Here is a 15043-nt window from a genome sequence, read left to right as displayed (position 1 = left end):
AGTGGGGTTAACCCCCGGCCGACCCTCGGGTGATCTCCATGGCGGGCGGTGGCCCTGGGGCCCCACCATGATCACCATGACTACGGGACTGGCACGGGCGGCGCTGCGGGCGCACCGCCCCGCGTTCATCGGCACGGCCGTGGCGGCGCTGTTCGCCGCGACGGTGGTGAGCGCGTCGACGATGGTGCTCCGCAGCACGAGCACGGACGGGCTCTCCGCCGAGGCCCGCCACCGGCTCACGGAGAACGCCGTGGGCGACATGGCGGCGGTGCTCCTGATCGGCTCCGTCTACATGTCGGTGTTCGTGGTGGCCTCCACGATGGGCACGGCCGTCGTCCAGCAGCACCGCGAGCTGGCCCTGGTGCGCTCCATCGGCGCCCGGCCCCGGCAGGTGCGCCGCGCGGTGGCCCGGCAGGCCCTGGCGGCCTCCGTCCCCGCGGCCCTGGTCGGCTTCGCGCTCGGCGGGGTGCTGGCGCGGGTGTGGTTCACGGGGATGGTGGAGCACGGCCTGGTCCCGGCCGAGGTGACGTTCCGGTTCAGCTGGCTGGCGCTGCCGGTGTGCGTGGGCGTCGCGGTGGTGACCTCCGCGCTCGCCGCCGTGCTGTCGGCCCTGCGGTTCTCGCTGCTGCGGCCCGCCCGCGCGCTGGCCGAGGCGACGGCGGGGCGCAAGGGGCTCGGCTGGCTGCGGGCGCCGCTCGGGGTGCTGGCGATCGCCGGTGCCGTGGCCCTGTCGGTGCTGCTCTCACGGCAGCCCGCGGACGAGGCCAGCGAGGGCGCCTTCCTCGTCCTCATCCTGTTCTGCGCGGGCGCGGGGCTGCTCGGCCCGCGGATCATCGGGCCCGCCGCCTGGCTGGTGTCGGCGGCGGTCGGCCGGTTCGGCGGCTCCGCGGCGCGCCTGGCGATGCTGAACGTGCGCTCCCAGCCGCGCCGCTTCTCCGCGGCGGTGGTGCCGCTGCTGCTCGTGGTCGGCTTCGGCGTCACCAAGGTGGCCATGCACACCACGGCCGAGCACCACACGGGCTCGGCGGGCAGCACCGGCGAGGTCTGGCTGGACTACATGGGCACGTCGCTGTACGCGGGCTTCGCCGCGATCGCCTCGGCGAACACGCTCGCCATGATCTCCTTCGAGCGCCGCCGCGACCTGGCGCTGCTCAGGGTCGTCGGCTCCCAGCGCCGCCAGGTGCGGGCGATGGCGGCGTGGGAGGCGGTGGTCGTGGCGGGCACGGCGCTGCTCGTCGGCGGCGCGATCGCCCTGGTCACCCTCGCGCCCATCCTCAGCACGGCGTTCGGCTCGGCGGTGCCGTATCTGCCGGGCGCGGTCGTGGCGGGCATCGCGGCGGGCGTCCTGCTGCTGACGCTGGGGGCGACGGGCCTGCCGGTGACGGCGGTGCTGCGGCGCCGGGCGATCTCGGTGGTCAGCGGCACCTGACGCGCCGACGGGCGCGCCCGAGCGGCGTACGGCGAGTCCAGCGGGAGCCCCTTGGGCGACGTACGCCGAGTCCAGCGGGAACCCCCTGGGCGGCGTACGCCGAGTCCAGCGGGAGCCCCCTGGGCGGTGTACGCCTAGTGCGGCGCCCCGCGCCACCCCGACACCGGCAGGGCGAACTTCGCGACGAGCCGGTCCGTGAACGACGCGTGGTGCAGCCGCGCCAGCCGCACCGGCACGGCGCCCCGGCGCACCTCGACGCGGGCCCCGGCGGGCAGCTCGACGGTCCGCCGCCCGTCGCACCACAGCACCCCGTGCGGCGTGTGCGGCTGCACCTCGACGGCGAGCACCGAGTCCGGCGACGTCACCAGCGGCTTGGCGAACAGGGCGTGGGCGCTGATCGGCACCATCAGCAGCGCCTCCACCTCGGGCCACACCACGGGCCCGCCCGCCGAGAACGCGTACGCCGTGGAGCCCGTCGGCGTGGCGCACACGATGCCGTCGCAGCCGAAGCCGGTCACCGGGCGCCCGTCGATCTCCAGGACGACCTCCAGCATCCGCTCCGCGGACATCTTCTGCACGGCGGCCTCGTTCAGGGCCCAGTCGCGGTGCACGACGTCGCCGTTGCTGTGCACGACGACGTCGACGGTCATGCGCTCCTCGACCTCGTAGGCCTTGGTGACGACCCGGTCGACGACCTTGTCGAGGTCGTCGCGCTCGGCCTCGGCGAGGAAGCCGACCCGGCCCAGGTTCACCCCGAGCATCGGCACGCCGGAGGCGCGGGCGAACTCGGCGCCGCGCAGCAGCGTCCCGTCACCGCCGAGCACGATCAGCAGCTCGCACCCGTCGAGGCAGGCGGGCGTCGCCTCCTTGACGAGCCGCACCTCGTCGGGCAGCGGCAGGTCCACCGCCTCCGCCTCCAGGACCCGCACGCCCAGGCCGCTGCGCAGCAGCCCCTGCACGACGAGTTCGGCGCTGCGGATGGCCGCGGGCCTGCCGGTGTGCGCCAGGAGAAAAACAGTACGAGCTCGGGTCTGACTCAACGGGGCCCCTCCGCCACGGCACGGTCGACGTCCGCCGGGTCCAGTTCCGGCGCACCGGCGCGCAGCCACAGAAAGTACTCGACGTTGCCGGAGGGCCCGGGCAGCGGGCTCGCGGTCACCCCGCGCACGCCGAGGCCGAGTTCGCCCGCCTGCCGGGCCACCGTGCGCACGGCCTCGGCGCGCAGGTCGGGCGAGCGGACCACGCCGCCGCTGCCGAGCCGCTCCTTGCCGACCTCGAACTGCGGCTTGACCATGAGCACGAGGTCCGCGTCCGGGGCGGCGCACCGCACCAGCGCGGGCAGGACGAGCCCGAGCGGAATGAAGGACAGGTCGCCGACGACCAGGTCGACGGGCACGCCGTCGATGAGGTCGAGCGTCAACTCGCGTACGTTCGTACGGTCCTTGACGGTGACCCGGTCGTCGCTCTGCAGGGACCAGGCGAGCTGGCCGTAGCCGACGTCGACGGCGACGACGTGCGCGGCGCCCGCGCGCAGCAGCACGTCCGTGAAACCGCCGGTGGAGGCGCCCGCGTCCAGGGCGCGGCGCCCCTCGACGACGAGCCCGCGCGGGACGAAGGCGGCCAGTGCCCCGGCCAGCTTGTGGCCGCCGCGCGAGACGTAGTCGGGGTCGCCGTCGTCCTGGGCGACGACGATCGCGGCGGCCGTCTCGACCTGCGTGGCCGGTTTGGCCGCGACGGTCTTGCCGACGGTCACGCGACCGGCGGCGATCAGTTGGCTTGCGTGCTCGCGCGAGCGCGCGAGCTTCCGGCGCACCAGCTCGGCGTCGAGGCGACGGCGTGCCACTCCTGCCACGGTGGGTTCAGCTCCTGTTGTCGTACGAGGGACCCGGCACGGGTGGTCCGGGGCGAGCGTCAAGGGCGGTCAGCGCGTCGCGCAGGCCCCGGTGGACATCCTCGTACACCTCGATGTGGCCGTCCGTGGCGAGGTGGTCGACATCGCCGAGGCGGCTCAGCCCGGCGTCCACGTCGGCGTCGCCGGTGGGGGTGCGGGGCACGCCCAGGGGGGCGGGGGCCGCCGGGTCGTGCTCCGGGTCGGCGGGCGGCCCGGCGGCCGGGGCCTGGGGGGCCTCGGGCCCGGCGGCGGGCGCGCCCGGAACTTCCAGCTCCGGGCCCCCTTCGGGCCCGTGGGAGTCGTCGCTCATGCCATGACGCTACCCCGAAGCGGCGCGGTACCGTCGATCACGATGGCGACCTTGGCGGAGTGCCGCAGCGCGCTCGACCGGCTTTCGGACAACCTCGCGGGCGCCGACGGCGACGTGCGCGCCGCGGCGGCGCTCGACCGCACCCTGAGCTGCCACGTCACCGACCTGGACGCCACCTTCACCGGCCGTCTGCGGGGCGGCCGGATCGAGGTGGCGGGCCACCACGGCGGCCCGCCGCGCGAGCGGGCCCGGATCCGCCTGGCGTTGACGGGCGACGACCTGGTGGCGCTGGTGTCCGGTCGACTGGACTTCGCCCGCGCGTGGGCCTCGGGCCGGGTGCGCCTTGAGGCGGGCCTGGGGGACCTGCTGCGGCTCAGGAAGCTGCTGTAGCCGCCTGGCGGGCGCGGCGCGCCGCGGGCACCACCAGCGGCGTACCGGTCTCCGGGTCGTCGATGACCTGGCACGGAAGCCCGAAGACCGCCTCCACAAGCTCGGCGGTGACGATGTCGGACGGCGCGCCCTGGGCGAGGACCTCGCCGCCGCGCAGGGCGATGAGGTGGGTGGCGTAGCGGGCGGCGTGGTTGAGGTCGTGCAGCACGGCGACGAGGGTGCGGCCCTGCTCCTCGTGCAGCTCGGCACAGAGGTCGAGGACGTCGATCTGGTGCTGGATGTCGAGGTACGTGGTGGGCTCGTCGAGCAGCAGCAGCGGTGTCTGCTGGGCGAGCGCCATGGCGATCCACACGCGCTGGCGCTGCCCGCCGGACAGCTCGTCGACGTACCGGTCGGCGAGTTCGGCGACGCCGGTGGACTCCATCGACTCACGCACGATCCGCTCGTCGTCGCGCGACCACTGGCGCAGCAGCCCCTGGTGGGGGTAGCGGCCGCGGGCCACCAGGTCGCTCACGGTGATGCCGTCGGGCGCGATCGAGGACTGCGGGAGCAGCCCGAGGGTGCGCGCGACCTTCTTCGCGGGCAGCGCGTGGATGGCCTCGCCGTCGAGCAGGACGCGTCCCGAGGTCGGCTTGAGCATCCGCGACAGGGCGCGCAGGAGCGTGGACTTGCCGCAGGCGTTGGGGCCGACGATCACCGTGAAGGAGTTGTCCGGGATCTCCACGGAGAGCTTCTCCGCGATGACCCGCTGGTCGTAGCCGAGGGTCACGTCGTCGGCGATGAGCCGGTTCACTGGGCACGCTCCTGGTCGTGGGGTTCTGCGAGGGAGAGGGCGGGGCGCGGTCGGCGCGCCGCTCCGCCCGGCGGTCTGCGGCTCATATCCGGCCCGCCTTGCGCTCGGTGACGAGGAGCCACAGCAGGTAGACGCCGCCGAGGACGCCGGTGACGACGCCGACGGGCACCTGGTCGGCGCCGAACACCCGCTGCGAGGCCCAGTCGGAGACGATCAGCAGGGTGGCGCCCATGCACATCGCGGGCAGCAGGTTCGGCCCCGGCGAGCGGGTCAGGCGGCGGGCGAGCTGCGGCGCGGTCAGGGCGACGAAGCTGACGGGCCCGGCGGCGGCGGTCGCGGCGGCCGTAAGCAGCACGGCGGAGCCCATCAGGACGAGCCGGGTGCGCTCGACGGGCACCCCGAGGGCGTACCCGGTGTCGTCGCCCATCTCCAGCATCCGCAGCGGCCGGGCGTGCGCGACGATCAGCGGCAGCAGTACGACGCACAGCCAGAACAGCGGCCACACCTGCTCCCAGTCGCGGCCGTTGAGGGAGCCGGTCATCCACACGACGGCCCGGGTGGCGTCGACGAGGTCGGCCTTGGTGAGCAGATAGCCGTTGACGGCGACGGCCAGGGCGTTCATGCCGATGCCGACGAGCACGAACCGGTAGCCGTGCACGCCCCGCTTCCAGGCCAGCAGGTACATGGCGGCGCCGGTGGCGAGGCCGCCGACGAGCGCGCCGCCCGCGACCTGGGCCGCGCCGCCGGAGAAGACGACGATGACGACGAGGGCGCCCGCGGTCGCCCCTTGGCCGAGGCCGAGGACGTCCGGGCTGCCCAGCGGGTTGCGGGAGATCGACTGGAACAGGGCGCCGCCGAGCCCGAGGGCGGCGCCCACGAGCAGGCCTACGAGGACCCGCGGCAGCCGCAGCTCGTTGATGATGAAGTCCTGCCCGGCCTCGCCCTGGCCGAACAGGGTGCGGACGACGTCGGCGGCGGGGATGGGGAAGTCGCCGGTGCCGATGAGTACGACGCTTCCGGCGAGGGCGGCGGCGAGCAGCGCCACCACGACGACGGCCGTGCGGACGTCGAGGCGGACGGAGAGGCCGCCCCGGGTGCGTATCGCCTTCACAGCTTGGCCATCCTCTGCCGTCGTACCAGGAAGATGAAGACCGGGGCGCCGATGGCCGCGGTGACGATGCCGACCTGGAGTTCCGCGGGGCGGGACACGACGCGGCCGAGCACGTCGGCGCCGAGCAGCAGCACGGGCGACAGGACGGCGGCGTACGGCAGGATCCAGCGCATGTCGGGCCCGGTGAAGGAGCGCACGACGTGCGGCACCATCAGGCCGACGAACATGATGGGCCCGCAGGCGGCGGTCGCGGCCCCGCACAGCAGGGTCGCGGCGGCGATGGAAAGGCCCCGGGTGCGGGTCAGGTGGGCGCCGAGGGCGCGGGCGGTGTCGTCGCCCATGGCGAGGGCGTTCAGCGGCCGGGCGAGGCCGAGGGCGAGCAGGATGCCGACGCCGAGGAACGGCAGGACCTGCTCGATGGTGTCCATCTTGGCCGAGGCCAGCGAACCGACCGTCCAGAAGCGCATCCTGTCGAGCGCCGCGTTGTCCGTGATCATCACGGCCTGGAGGTAGCCGGAGAGGGCCGCGGTGAGCGCCGTACCGGCGAGCGCGAGCCGCACGGGTGTGGCGCTGCGGGTGCCGCCGAGCGCGTACACGAGGACGCCGACGACCGCCGCGCCCGCGAAGGCGAACCACACGTACCCGGTGAGCGAGGTGACGCCGAGGAAGCTGATGGCGGTGACGACCGCGGCGGAGGCGCCCATGTTGATGCCGAGCAGCCCGGGGTCGGCCAGCGGGTTGCGGGTCAGGGCCTGGAGGACCGCGCCGGACAGGCCGAGCGCGATGCCCGCGAGCAGCCCGAGGAGGGTGCGCGAGACCCGCTCGCCGACGACCACGTCGGCGTACGTCCCCGTGTCCTGGAAGAGCCCGTGCCAGACCTGCCCCATGGAGAGCTGTTCGGCGCCGACGGCGACGCTGGCGAACACCACGACCAGCAGCAGGGCGGCGGAGAGCACGAGCCCGACGCCACGCAGCAGGCGGCGACCGGGCGGCGCGGGAGCGGTCTCCGCGCAGGGTTCAGGAGGACTGTCGACCAACACGAGGTTAGGTTAGCCTACCCTCCGCCTAGAGCCCGTCCGGCGTTTGAGGGCGAGCCGCGCTGCGGCGATGGGGCGGGGTCCCAGGGGCGGCAGCACCTGGTTTCGGAGAAGGGGCGGGCCCGGGGCGCCCGGCGAGGACGTCCCGGCATGACACCCCGCCCGGCGAGGACATCTCGGGATGACACCCCGCCCCGCGAGGGCACCCCCGCCCCAAGGCCCCCTACACCCCCAGCCGCCCCAACGCCTTCCCCGCGTCCAGCCCGCAGCGCCCGCTCCCCGCCGCGCTCCAGGCCACCGCGCACAGCGCCCGCACCCCGTCCAGAACCGCCCCGTCCCCCTCCAGCACCAGCTCGTCCCCCGGGCGGACGCGGTCCACCCTCCGCACCCGAACCCCTCCCCCACGGAGGCCACTTCGGGCTGTCCCACCAGCAACCCCCGCAGATCCGCGTCCACATACGTGGGCCGGTGCTCGGGCGGCGCGGCCAGCACCCCGGCCACATCCGTCACCCCGGTCAGCACCAGCAGCGAGTCCACGCCCCCGTTGAACGCCCCCTCGATGTCCGTGTCGAGCCGGTCCCCCACCACCAGCGGCCGCTCGGCTCCCGTCCGCAGGATGGTCTCCCGGTGCATCGGGGGCAGCGGCTTGCCCGCCACCCGCGGCTGCGCCCCCGTGGCGATGCGGACGACCTCCACCGCCGCCCCGTTCCCCGGCGCGATGCCCCGGCCGCTGGGAATCGTCAGGTCCGTGTTGGACGCGAACCACGGCACGCCCCGGGCGATCGCGTAGCACGCCTCCGCGAACCGCCCCCACGGCAGCTCGGGCCCCCCGTACCCCTGCACCACCGCCACCGGCGAGTCGTCCGCGGACTCCACCGGCTCAAGGCCCCGCTCGCGCAGCGCGACCCGCAGGCCCTCGCCGCCGACGACCAACACCCGTGAGCCCGCGGGCACTTCCTCGCTCACCAGGCGGGCCACGGCCTGCGCGGAGGTGATCACGTCCGAGGCGTCCGTGGGGATGCCCAGCTCGGTCAGGTGCGCCGCCACCGCGTCCGGTGTGCGCAGCGCGTTGTTCGTCACGTACGCGAGGCGCATGCCCGTCGAGCGGGCCGTCTCAAGGGAGTCGACGGCGTGCGCGATCGCCCGGCCGCCCGCGTACACCACCCCGTCCAGGTCGAGCAGGGCCGTGTCGTACGCCTCGTGGAGCGCCCTCGTGCTTCCCTCCGGCCGGGTCCTGCCGGTGGGGCTGCCGGTCTGGCTCATTACGTATCGCTCCTTGATAAATCCGCTCCCCCGATCATCGCTCATGCCACTGACACACTTACGATGCACTAATGAACACAGTGGGTCACACGGACGTCCAAGGCCTCGACCTGGTCCCGTTCCGGGGCGTGCGGTACGACCCCGAGCGGGTCGGCGGTCTGGCCGCGGTGACCTCGCCTCCGTACGACGTCGTGGTGCGTCCGGACGGACTGCTGGAACTGGAGTCCTCCGACCCGCACAACATCGTCCGGCTGATCCTGCCGCAGGCCACCACGCAGGCCGCCCGCGACCGCCAGGCCGCCGACACCCTGCACGACTGGCTCGCCGACGGCATCCTCGCGCCGGACCCGCTGCCCAGTCTGTACGTGTACGAGCAGCACGGCTCCGGCCTCGTGCAGCGCGGCATCATCGGCGCCCTGCGCCTGTCCGAGCGGTCGGACGGCGTCGTCCTGCCGCACGAGGACGTCATGCCGCACGTGATAGACGACCGCGCCGCCCTGATGCGCGCGACGGCCGCGAACCTGGAGCCGCTGCTCCTCACGTACCGCGGCGACGGCCCCGAGGGCGCCACCGCCACCGCCATAGAGCGCGCCACCCACCACAAGCCGCTGCTGTCGACGACCACGCAGGACGGCTTCAGCCACCGCCTGTGGGCGGTCACGGACCCGGCGGAGATCGCCGCGATCCGCGCGGATCTCGCGCGCCACCAGGCTCTCATCGCGGACGGCCATCACCGCTGGGCCACGTATCTGCGGCTGCGGCGCGAGCACGCCTCACCGGGCCCGTGGGACTTCGGCCTGGTCCTGCTGGTGGACACGGCCCGCTATCCGCTGCGGGTGCGGGCCATCCACCGCTATCTGCACCGGCTGCCGGTCGCGGACGCCGTCGCGGCCCTGGACGGCCTGTTCCGGGTACGGGCCCTGCGGTGCCCGCTCTCCGAGGCGCTGGCGGCGCTGGCCGACGCCGCGGCTCAGGGCAACGCCTTCCTGCTCGCGGGCGACGGCGCCTTCCACCTGGTCGACCGCCCCTCCCCGGAGCTTCTCGCGCGCACGGTGCCCACGGGCTTCCCGGAGGCCTGGCGCACCCTGGACGCGACGGTCCTGCACGCCACGCTCCTGGACCACGTGTGGCGCGTCCCGGACGCCGCGGAGCACATCGCGTACATCCACCACACGGAGGCGACGGTGGAGAAGGCCGAGCGCGAGGGCGGCACGGCGGTGCTGATGCACCCGGTCCGCGAGGAGGTCGTCCGCGACCTGGCCCGGCAGGGCGTCACGATGCCCCGCAAGTCGACGTCGTTCGGCCCGAAGCCCGCGACGGGCCTGGTCCTGCGCGACTTGGCGTTCTGACATCCGCACGCTGAGTACGTCGAAGGGGGCGGGCCTCGATCGAGGCCCGCCCCCTTCGACGTACTCAGCGCTACGCCGCTACGCCGCTACGAGCGCTGCGACGGGTCAGTCACCGTCCCGCTCGACCGCGCCCTCGGCACCGGCGTCACCCTCGGCGCCCTTGTCGCCACCGGCATCCGCATCGGCATCGACATCGACATCCGCATCGTCGGCATCGGCGTCGGCGTCTTCCTGGAGGGCGTCCACGAACTCGACTCCGTCCAGCTCGGCGAGCCGGTCGGACGCGTCGGTGCTGCCGTCCCGGTCGGACTCGACGGCCTTCGCGAACCATTCCCGTGCCTCGTCCTCGCGCCCGGCCGCGAGCAGCGCGTCGGCGTACGCGTACCGCAGGCGCGCGGTCCAGGGCTGCACCGAGTGGGAGGCCAGCTCGGGGCTCTGCAGCGTGACGATGGCCGCGTCGAGCTGCCCCATGTCGCGCCGCGCACCGGCGGCGACGAGCCGCATCTCGACCTGTCCGGCCTTGTCGAGCTTCTGCACCTCGGGCGCCCCGGCCATGTCGAGCGCCCGCTCGGGCCGCCCGAGCCCGCGCTCGCAGTCGGCCATCAGCGGCCACAGCTCGACGCCCCCGCTCATCCGCCGCGCGGCCCGGAACTCTCCGAGCGCCTCGCCGTACTTCTGGGTGGCGTACGCGGCGAAGCCCGCCGCCTCGCGCACGGCGGCGACGCGCGAGGCGAGCCGCAGCGCGACCTTGGAGTAGCCGTAGGCCGCCTCGGGGTCCTCGTCGATCAGCCGGGCGACCATCACCAGGTTCTTGGCGACGTCCTCGGCGAGCGTCTTGGGCAGGCTCTGGAGCTCCTGCCGTACGTCGCTGTCGACCTCCTCGCCGGTGACGTCCTCCGGGATCGGCAGCCGCTTGATCGGCTCCCGCTCAGTGCGCTCACGGTCCTCGCGCCGGAACCCACCGCGGTCGTCACGCCCCCGGAAGCCGCCGCCGGGCCGCCCCCGACCGTCGTCCCGCCGGGGCCCACGCCCACGGAACCCACCACCGTCGCGCCGGTCGTCCCGCCGGTCATCGCGACGCTCATCCCGCCGGTCGTCGCGGCGGAAGCCGCCGCGGTCACCGCGGTCGCGGTCATCGCGACGGTACGAGGGCCGGTCGCCGTCACGCCGGTCATCGCGCCGGAAGCCACCGTCCCGGCGGTCGTCGCGCCGGAAGCCACCACGGTCACCACGGTCACGATCGTCACGGCGGTACGAGGGCCGGTCACCGTCACGCCGGTCATCCCGGCGGTCATCGCGTCGATCGTCCCGCCGGTCATCGCGGCGGAAGCCGCCGTCCCGGCGGTCGTCGCGCCGGAAGCCACCACGGTCACCACGGTCACGGTCGTCACGCCGGAACCCCGGCCGGTCCCCATCACGCCGGAACCCACCACGATCACGGTCATCGCGGCGGAAGCCGCCCCGGTCACCGCGGTCGCGGTCATCGCGACGGTACGAGGGCCGGTCGCCGTCACGCCGGTCATCGCGCCGGAAGCCACCGTCCCGGCGGTCGTCGCGCCGGAAGCCACCACGGTCACCACGGTCACGATCGTCACGGCGGTACGAGGGCCGGTCACCGTCACGCCGGTCATCCCGGCGGTCATCGCGTCGATCGTCCCGCCGGTCATCGCGGCGGAAGCCACCGCGGTCGCCCCGGTCACGGTCGTCACGCCGGAACCCCGGCCGGTCCCCATCACGCCGGAACCCACCACGATCACGGTCATCACGCCGGTCGTCGCGGCGGAACCCGCCGCGCTCACCGCGCTCACCACGGTCGCGGTCGCGGTCGCGGTCATCGCGACGGTCGTCGCGCCGGTAACCACGGTCGAAGTCACGACGCGGCCCGCCGCGGAAACCTCCCCGGTCGCCACCGTCCCGGCGGCGCTGGTCGCGCTCCGGTCGCTCGTCGGGGGAGTTGGGGGACATCGGTGACTCCTAGTCTTCGGTACCGCAGTCATTCTGACGCAGCCACGTGGGCCGCGCTCTTCGGCAAAACAGAAAGGACCCCTGGTCCCAGCGTGAACGCTGGGACCAGGGGTCCTCCAAAGATTGTTCGGCGGCGTCCTACTCTCCCACAGGGTCCCCCCTGCAGTACCATCGGCGCTGTAAGGCTTAGCTTCCGGGTTCGGAATGTAACCGGGCGTTTCCCTCACGCTATGACCACCGAAACCCTATGAAACATCCCGCCACGACGGCGGAATCTCAAACAGGGCAGCGAACAAGCACACTCTTCAATTAAGCAGTGCGACGTTCAGCCGACACGACTGTTCGTGGTTTCAGAACCAACACAGTGAACGCGAGCAACTGAGGACAAGCCCTCGGCCTATTAGTACCAGTCAACTCCACCCCTCACGAGGCTTCCATATCTGGCCTATCAACCCAGTCGTCTACTGGGAGCCTTACCCCATCAAGTGGGTGGGAGCCCTCATCTCGAAGCAGGCTTCCCGCTTAGATGCTTTCAGCGGTTATCCCTCCCGAACGTAGCCAACCAGCCATGCCCTTGGCAGAACAACTGGCACACCAGAGGTTCGTCCGTCCCGGTCCTCTCGTACTAGGGACAGCCCTTCTCAAGACTCCTACGCGCACAGCGGATAGGGACCGAACTGTCTCACGACGTTCTAAACCCAGCTCGCGTACCGCTTTAATGGGCGAACAGCCCAACCCTTGGGACCGACTCCAGCCCCAGGATGCGACGAGCCGACATCGAGGTGCCAAACCATCCCGTCGATATGGACTCTTGGGGAAGATCAGCCTGTTATCCCCGGGGTACCTTTTATCCGTTGAGCGACGGCGCTTCCACAAGCCACCGCCGGATCACTAGTCCCGACTTTCGTCCCTGCTCGACCCGTCAGTCTCACAGTCAAGCTCCCTTGTGCACTTACACTCAACACCTGATTACCAACCAGGCTGAGGGAACCTTTGGGCGCCTCCGTTACCCTTTGGGAGGCAACCGCCCCAGTTAAACTACCCATCAGACACTGTCCCTGATCCGGATCACGGACCCAGGTTAGACATCCAGCACGACCAGAGTGGTATTTCAACGACGACTCCCACGACACTGGCGTGCCGCTTTCACAGTCTCCCACCTATCCTACACAAGCCGAACCGAACACCAATATCAAACTGTAGTAAAGGTCCCGGGGTCTTTCCGTCCTGCTGCGCGAAACGAGCATCTTTACTCGTAGTGCAATTTCACCGGGCCTATGGTTGAGACAGTCGAGAAGTCGTTACGCCATTCGTGCAGGTCGGAACTTACCCGACAAGGAATTTCGCTACCTTAGGATGGTTATAGTTACCACCGCCGTTTACTGGCGCTTAAGTTCTCAGCTTCGCCCCACCGAAATGGAGCTAACCGGTCCCCTTAACGTTCCAGCACCGGGCAGGCGTCAGTCCGTATACATCGCCTTACGGCTTCGCACGGACCTGTGTTTTTAGTAAACAGTCGCTTCTCGCTGGTCTCTGCGGCCACCCCCAGCTCCAGAGGTAAACTCCATCACCGGGTGTGGCCCCCCTTCTCCCGAAGTTACGGGGGCATTTTGCCGAGTTCCTTAACCATAGTTCACCCGAACGCCTCGGTATTCTCTACCTGACCACCTGAGTCGGTTTAGGGTACGGGCCGCCATGAAACTCGCTAGAGGCTTTTCTCGACAGCATAGGATCATCCACTTCACCACAATCGGCTCGGCATCAGGTCTCACCCCTTATGCGCGACGGATTTACCTACCGCGCGGGCTACACCCTTACCCCGGGACAACCACCGCCCGGGCTGGACTACCTTCCTGCGTCACCCCATCACTCACCTACTACCAGCTTGGATCAGCGGCTCCACCACTCCGAGATCACCCGAAGGATCACCCGGCGGCTTCACGGCCTTAGCATCACTGGATTCGATGTTTGGCGCTCCATAGCGGGTACCGGAATATCAACCGGTTATCCATCGACTACGCCTGTCGGCCTCGCCTTAGGTCCCGACTTACCCTGGGCAGATCAGCTTGACCCAGGAACCCTTAGTCAATCGGCGCACACGTTTCTCACGTATGTATCGCTACTCATGCCTGCATTCTCACTCGTGAACCGTCCACCACTGCCTTCCGGCGCAGCTTCACCCGGCACACGACGCTCCCCTACCCATCAACACGGACGTTGGTCCTCATGTGTCAATGACACGACTTCGGCGGTACGCTTGAGCCCCGCTACATTGTCGGCGCGGAATCACTAGACCAGTGAGCTATTACGCACTCTTTCAAGGGTGGCTGCTTCTAAGCCAACCTCCTGGTTGTCTCTGCGACTCCACATCCTTTCCCACTTAGCGTACGCTTAGGGGCCTTAGTCGATGCTCTGGGCTGTTTCCCTCTCGACCATGGAGCTTATCCCCCACAGTCTCACTGCCGCGCTCTCACTTACCGGCATTCGGAGTTTGGCTAAGGTCAGTAACCCGGTAGGGCCCATCGCCTATCCAGTGCTCTACCTCCGGCAAGAAACACACGACGCTGCACCTAAATGCATTTCGGGGAGAACCAGCTATCACGGAGTTTGATTGGCCTTTCACCCCTAACCACAGGTCATCCCCCAGGTTTTCAACCCTGGTGGGTTCGGCCCTCCACGACCTCTTACAGCCGCTTCAGCCTGCCCATGGCTAGATCACTCCGCTTCGGGTCTTGAGCGCGCTACTCAACCGCCCTATTCGGACTCGCTTTCGCTACGGCTTCCCCACACGGGTTAACCTCGCAACACACCGCAAACTCGCAGGCTCATTCTTCAAAAGGCACGCAGTCACGAGAACAAGGCAAGCCTTGTTCCGACGCTCCCACGGCTTGTAGGCACACGGTTTCAGGTACTATTTCACTCCGCTCCCGCGGTACTTTTCACCATTCCCTCACGGTACTATCCGCTATCGGTCACCAGGGAATATTTAGGCTTAACGGGTGGTCCCGCCAGATTCACACGGGATTTCTCGGGCCCCGTGCTACTTGGGTGTCTCACAAGCAAGCCGCTGACATTTCGACTACGGGGGTCTTACCCTCTACGCCGGACCTTTCGCATGTCCTTCGCCTACATCAACGGTTTATAACTCGCCTCATGACCGGCAGATCATGAAAGTGAGATCCCACAACCCCCCAAGCGCAACCCCTGCCGGGTCTCACACGCTTGAGGTTTGGCCTCATCCAGTTTCGCTCGCCACTACTCCCGGAATCACGGTTGTTTTCTCTTCCTGCGGGTACTGAGATGTTTCACTTCCCCGCGTTCCCTCCACACCGCCTATATATTCAGCGGCGGGTGACAGCCCATGACGACTGCCGGGTTTCCCCATTCGGAAACCCCCGGATCAAAGCCTGGTTGACGACTCCCCGGGGACTATCGCGGCCTCCCACGTCCTTCATCGGTTCCTGGTGCCAAGGCATCCACCGTGCGCCCTTAAAAACTTGGCCAC

The 15043-nt window shown here is 70.5% G+C and carries 11 protein-coding genes, 2 rRNA genes and 1 pseudogene; 3 read left to right on the top strand and 11 right to left on the bottom strand.

What is annotated here, in order from left to right:
• Window positions 1-76: 76 nt before the first annotated feature.
• Window positions 77-1429, top strand: a complete 1353-nt coding sequence (locus ACOBQU_RS30510; RefSeq protein ID WP_423631469.1) for an FtsX-like permease family protein — start codon at window positions 77-79, stop codon at window positions 1427-1429.
• A 134-nt stretch (window positions 1430-1563) separates the two neighbouring features.
• Here ACOBQU_RS30510 and ACOBQU_RS30505 read toward each other — a convergent pair whose 3' ends face one another.
• From ACOBQU_RS30505 to ACOBQU_RS30495, 3 genes are read right to left on the bottom strand one after another with little or no spacing between them, the layout of a single operon-like run.
• Window positions 1564-2469 (bottom strand): NAD kinase, encoded by a 906-nt coding sequence (locus tag ACOBQU_RS30505; protein ID WP_423631467.1) that lies wholly within the window; start codon window positions 2467-2469, stop codon window positions 1564-1566.
• Window positions 2466-3281 (bottom strand): TlyA family RNA methyltransferase, encoded by an 816-nt coding sequence (locus tag ACOBQU_RS30500; protein ID WP_423631465.1) that lies wholly within the window; start codon window positions 3279-3281, stop codon window positions 2466-2468. Before ACOBQU_RS30500 ends, ACOBQU_RS30505 begins: the two co-directional genes overlap by 4 nt.
• 7 nt (window positions 3282-3288) lie before the next feature.
• Window positions 3289-3630, bottom strand: coding sequence for a hypothetical protein (locus tag ACOBQU_RS30495; RefSeq protein WP_423631464.1), 342 nt, complete (start codon window positions 3628-3630; stop codon window positions 3289-3291).
• A gap of 42 nt (window positions 3631-3672) precedes the next feature.
• Between ACOBQU_RS30495 and ACOBQU_RS30490 the strand changes: the two genes are divergently transcribed.
• Window positions 3673-4020 carry an SCP2 sterol-binding domain-containing protein gene (locus ACOBQU_RS30490; RefSeq protein ID WP_423631462.1) on the top strand — a complete coding sequence of 116 codons (348 nt, stop codon included), beginning with the start codon at window positions 3673-3675 and terminating at the stop codon, window positions 4018-4020.
• Here the strand turns inward: ACOBQU_RS30490 and ACOBQU_RS30485 are convergent.
• From ACOBQU_RS30485 to ACOBQU_RS30470, 4 genes and pseudogenes are all read right to left on the bottom strand, one after another.
• Complete coding sequence (locus ACOBQU_RS30485) at window positions 4004-4813, bottom strand: ABC transporter ATP-binding protein (RefSeq protein ID WP_423631460.1); 810 nt, start codon at window positions 4811-4813, stop codon at window positions 4004-4006. The genes ACOBQU_RS30490 and ACOBQU_RS30485 overlap by 17 nt on opposite strands.
• A gap of 82 nt (window positions 4814-4895) precedes the next feature.
• Window positions 4896-5924: a FecCD family ABC transporter permease gene (locus ACOBQU_RS30480; RefSeq protein WP_423631459.1), complete on the bottom strand. Its 1029-nt coding sequence runs from the start codon at window positions 5922-5924 to the stop codon at window positions 4896-4898.
• Window positions 5921-6964 (bottom strand): FecCD family ABC transporter permease, encoded by a 1044-nt coding sequence (locus ACOBQU_RS30475; protein ID WP_423631457.1) that lies wholly within the window; start codon window positions 6962-6964, stop codon window positions 5921-5923. The genes ACOBQU_RS30480 and ACOBQU_RS30475 overlap by 4 nt, the downstream gene beginning before the upstream one ends.
• Window positions 6965-7184: 220 nt before the next feature.
• Window positions 7185-8224: pseudogene (locus tag ACOBQU_RS30470) on the bottom strand (HAD hydrolase-like protein).
• A 71-nt stretch (window positions 8225-8295) separates the two neighbouring features.
• Here ACOBQU_RS30470 and ACOBQU_RS30465 point away from each other — a divergent pair.
• Window positions 8296-9573, top strand: coding sequence for a DUF1015 family protein (locus tag ACOBQU_RS30465; protein WP_423631455.1), 1278 nt, complete (start codon window positions 8296-8298; stop codon window positions 9571-9573).
• A 105-nt stretch (window positions 9574-9678) separates the two neighbouring features.
• Here the strand turns inward: ACOBQU_RS30465 and ACOBQU_RS30460 are convergent, their stop codons facing one another.
• The 4 genes from ACOBQU_RS30460 to ACOBQU_RS30445 all read right to left on the bottom strand — a co-directional run bounded on the left by ACOBQU_RS30460 (window position 9679) and on the right by ACOBQU_RS30445 (window position 15041).
• Entirely contained in the window at window positions 9679-10482 is an 804-nt protein-coding gene (locus ACOBQU_RS30460) for a tetratricopeptide repeat protein (protein WP_423634808.1), read from the bottom strand.
• Window positions 10374-11408, bottom strand: coding sequence for a hypothetical protein (locus ACOBQU_RS30455; RefSeq protein WP_423635043.1), 1035 nt, complete (start codon window positions 11406-11408; stop codon window positions 10374-10376). Before ACOBQU_RS30455 ends, ACOBQU_RS30460 begins: the two co-directional genes overlap by 109 nt.
• 255 nt (window positions 11409-11663) lie before the next feature.
• Window positions 11664-11780 (bottom strand): 5S ribosomal RNA (rrf, locus tag ACOBQU_RS30450).
• 138 nt (window positions 11781-11918) lie between these two features.
• Window positions 11919-15041, bottom strand: a 23S ribosomal RNA gene (locus ACOBQU_RS30445).
• Window positions 15042-15043 lie beyond the last annotated feature (2 nt).

Origin of the sequence: Streptomyces sp. G45 (assembly GCF_049542095.1) — a bacterium.
Lineage (GTDB): Bacteria > Actinomycetota > Actinomycetes > Streptomycetales > Streptomycetaceae > Streptomyces.
The sequence above is the reverse complement of the archived record's forward strand: the minus strand, read 5'-3'. Positions and strand labels throughout refer to the sequence as shown.

Bases quoted from the DNA above. Each gene is read 5' to 3' on its own strand.
- ACOBQU_RS30455 (WP_423635043.1), bottom strand. From the start codon at position 11,408: ATGACCGCGACCGCGACCGCGACCGTGGTGAGCGCGGTGAGCGCGGCG.
- ACOBQU_RS30510 (WP_423631469.1), top strand. From the start codon at position 77: ATGACTACGGGACTGGCACGGGCGGCGCTGCGGGCGCACCGCCCCGCG.
- ACOBQU_RS30465 (WP_423631455.1), top strand. From the start codon at position 8,296: ATGAACACAGTGGGTCACACGGACGTCCAAGGCCTCGACCTGGTCCCG.
- ACOBQU_RS30490 (WP_423631462.1), top strand. From the start codon at position 3,673: ATGGCGACCTTGGCGGAGTGCCGCAGCGCGCTCGACCGGCTTTCGGAC.
- ACOBQU_RS30495 (WP_423631464.1), bottom strand. From the start codon at position 3,630: ATGAGCGACGACTCCCACGGGCCCGAAGGGGGCCCGGAGCTGGAAGTT.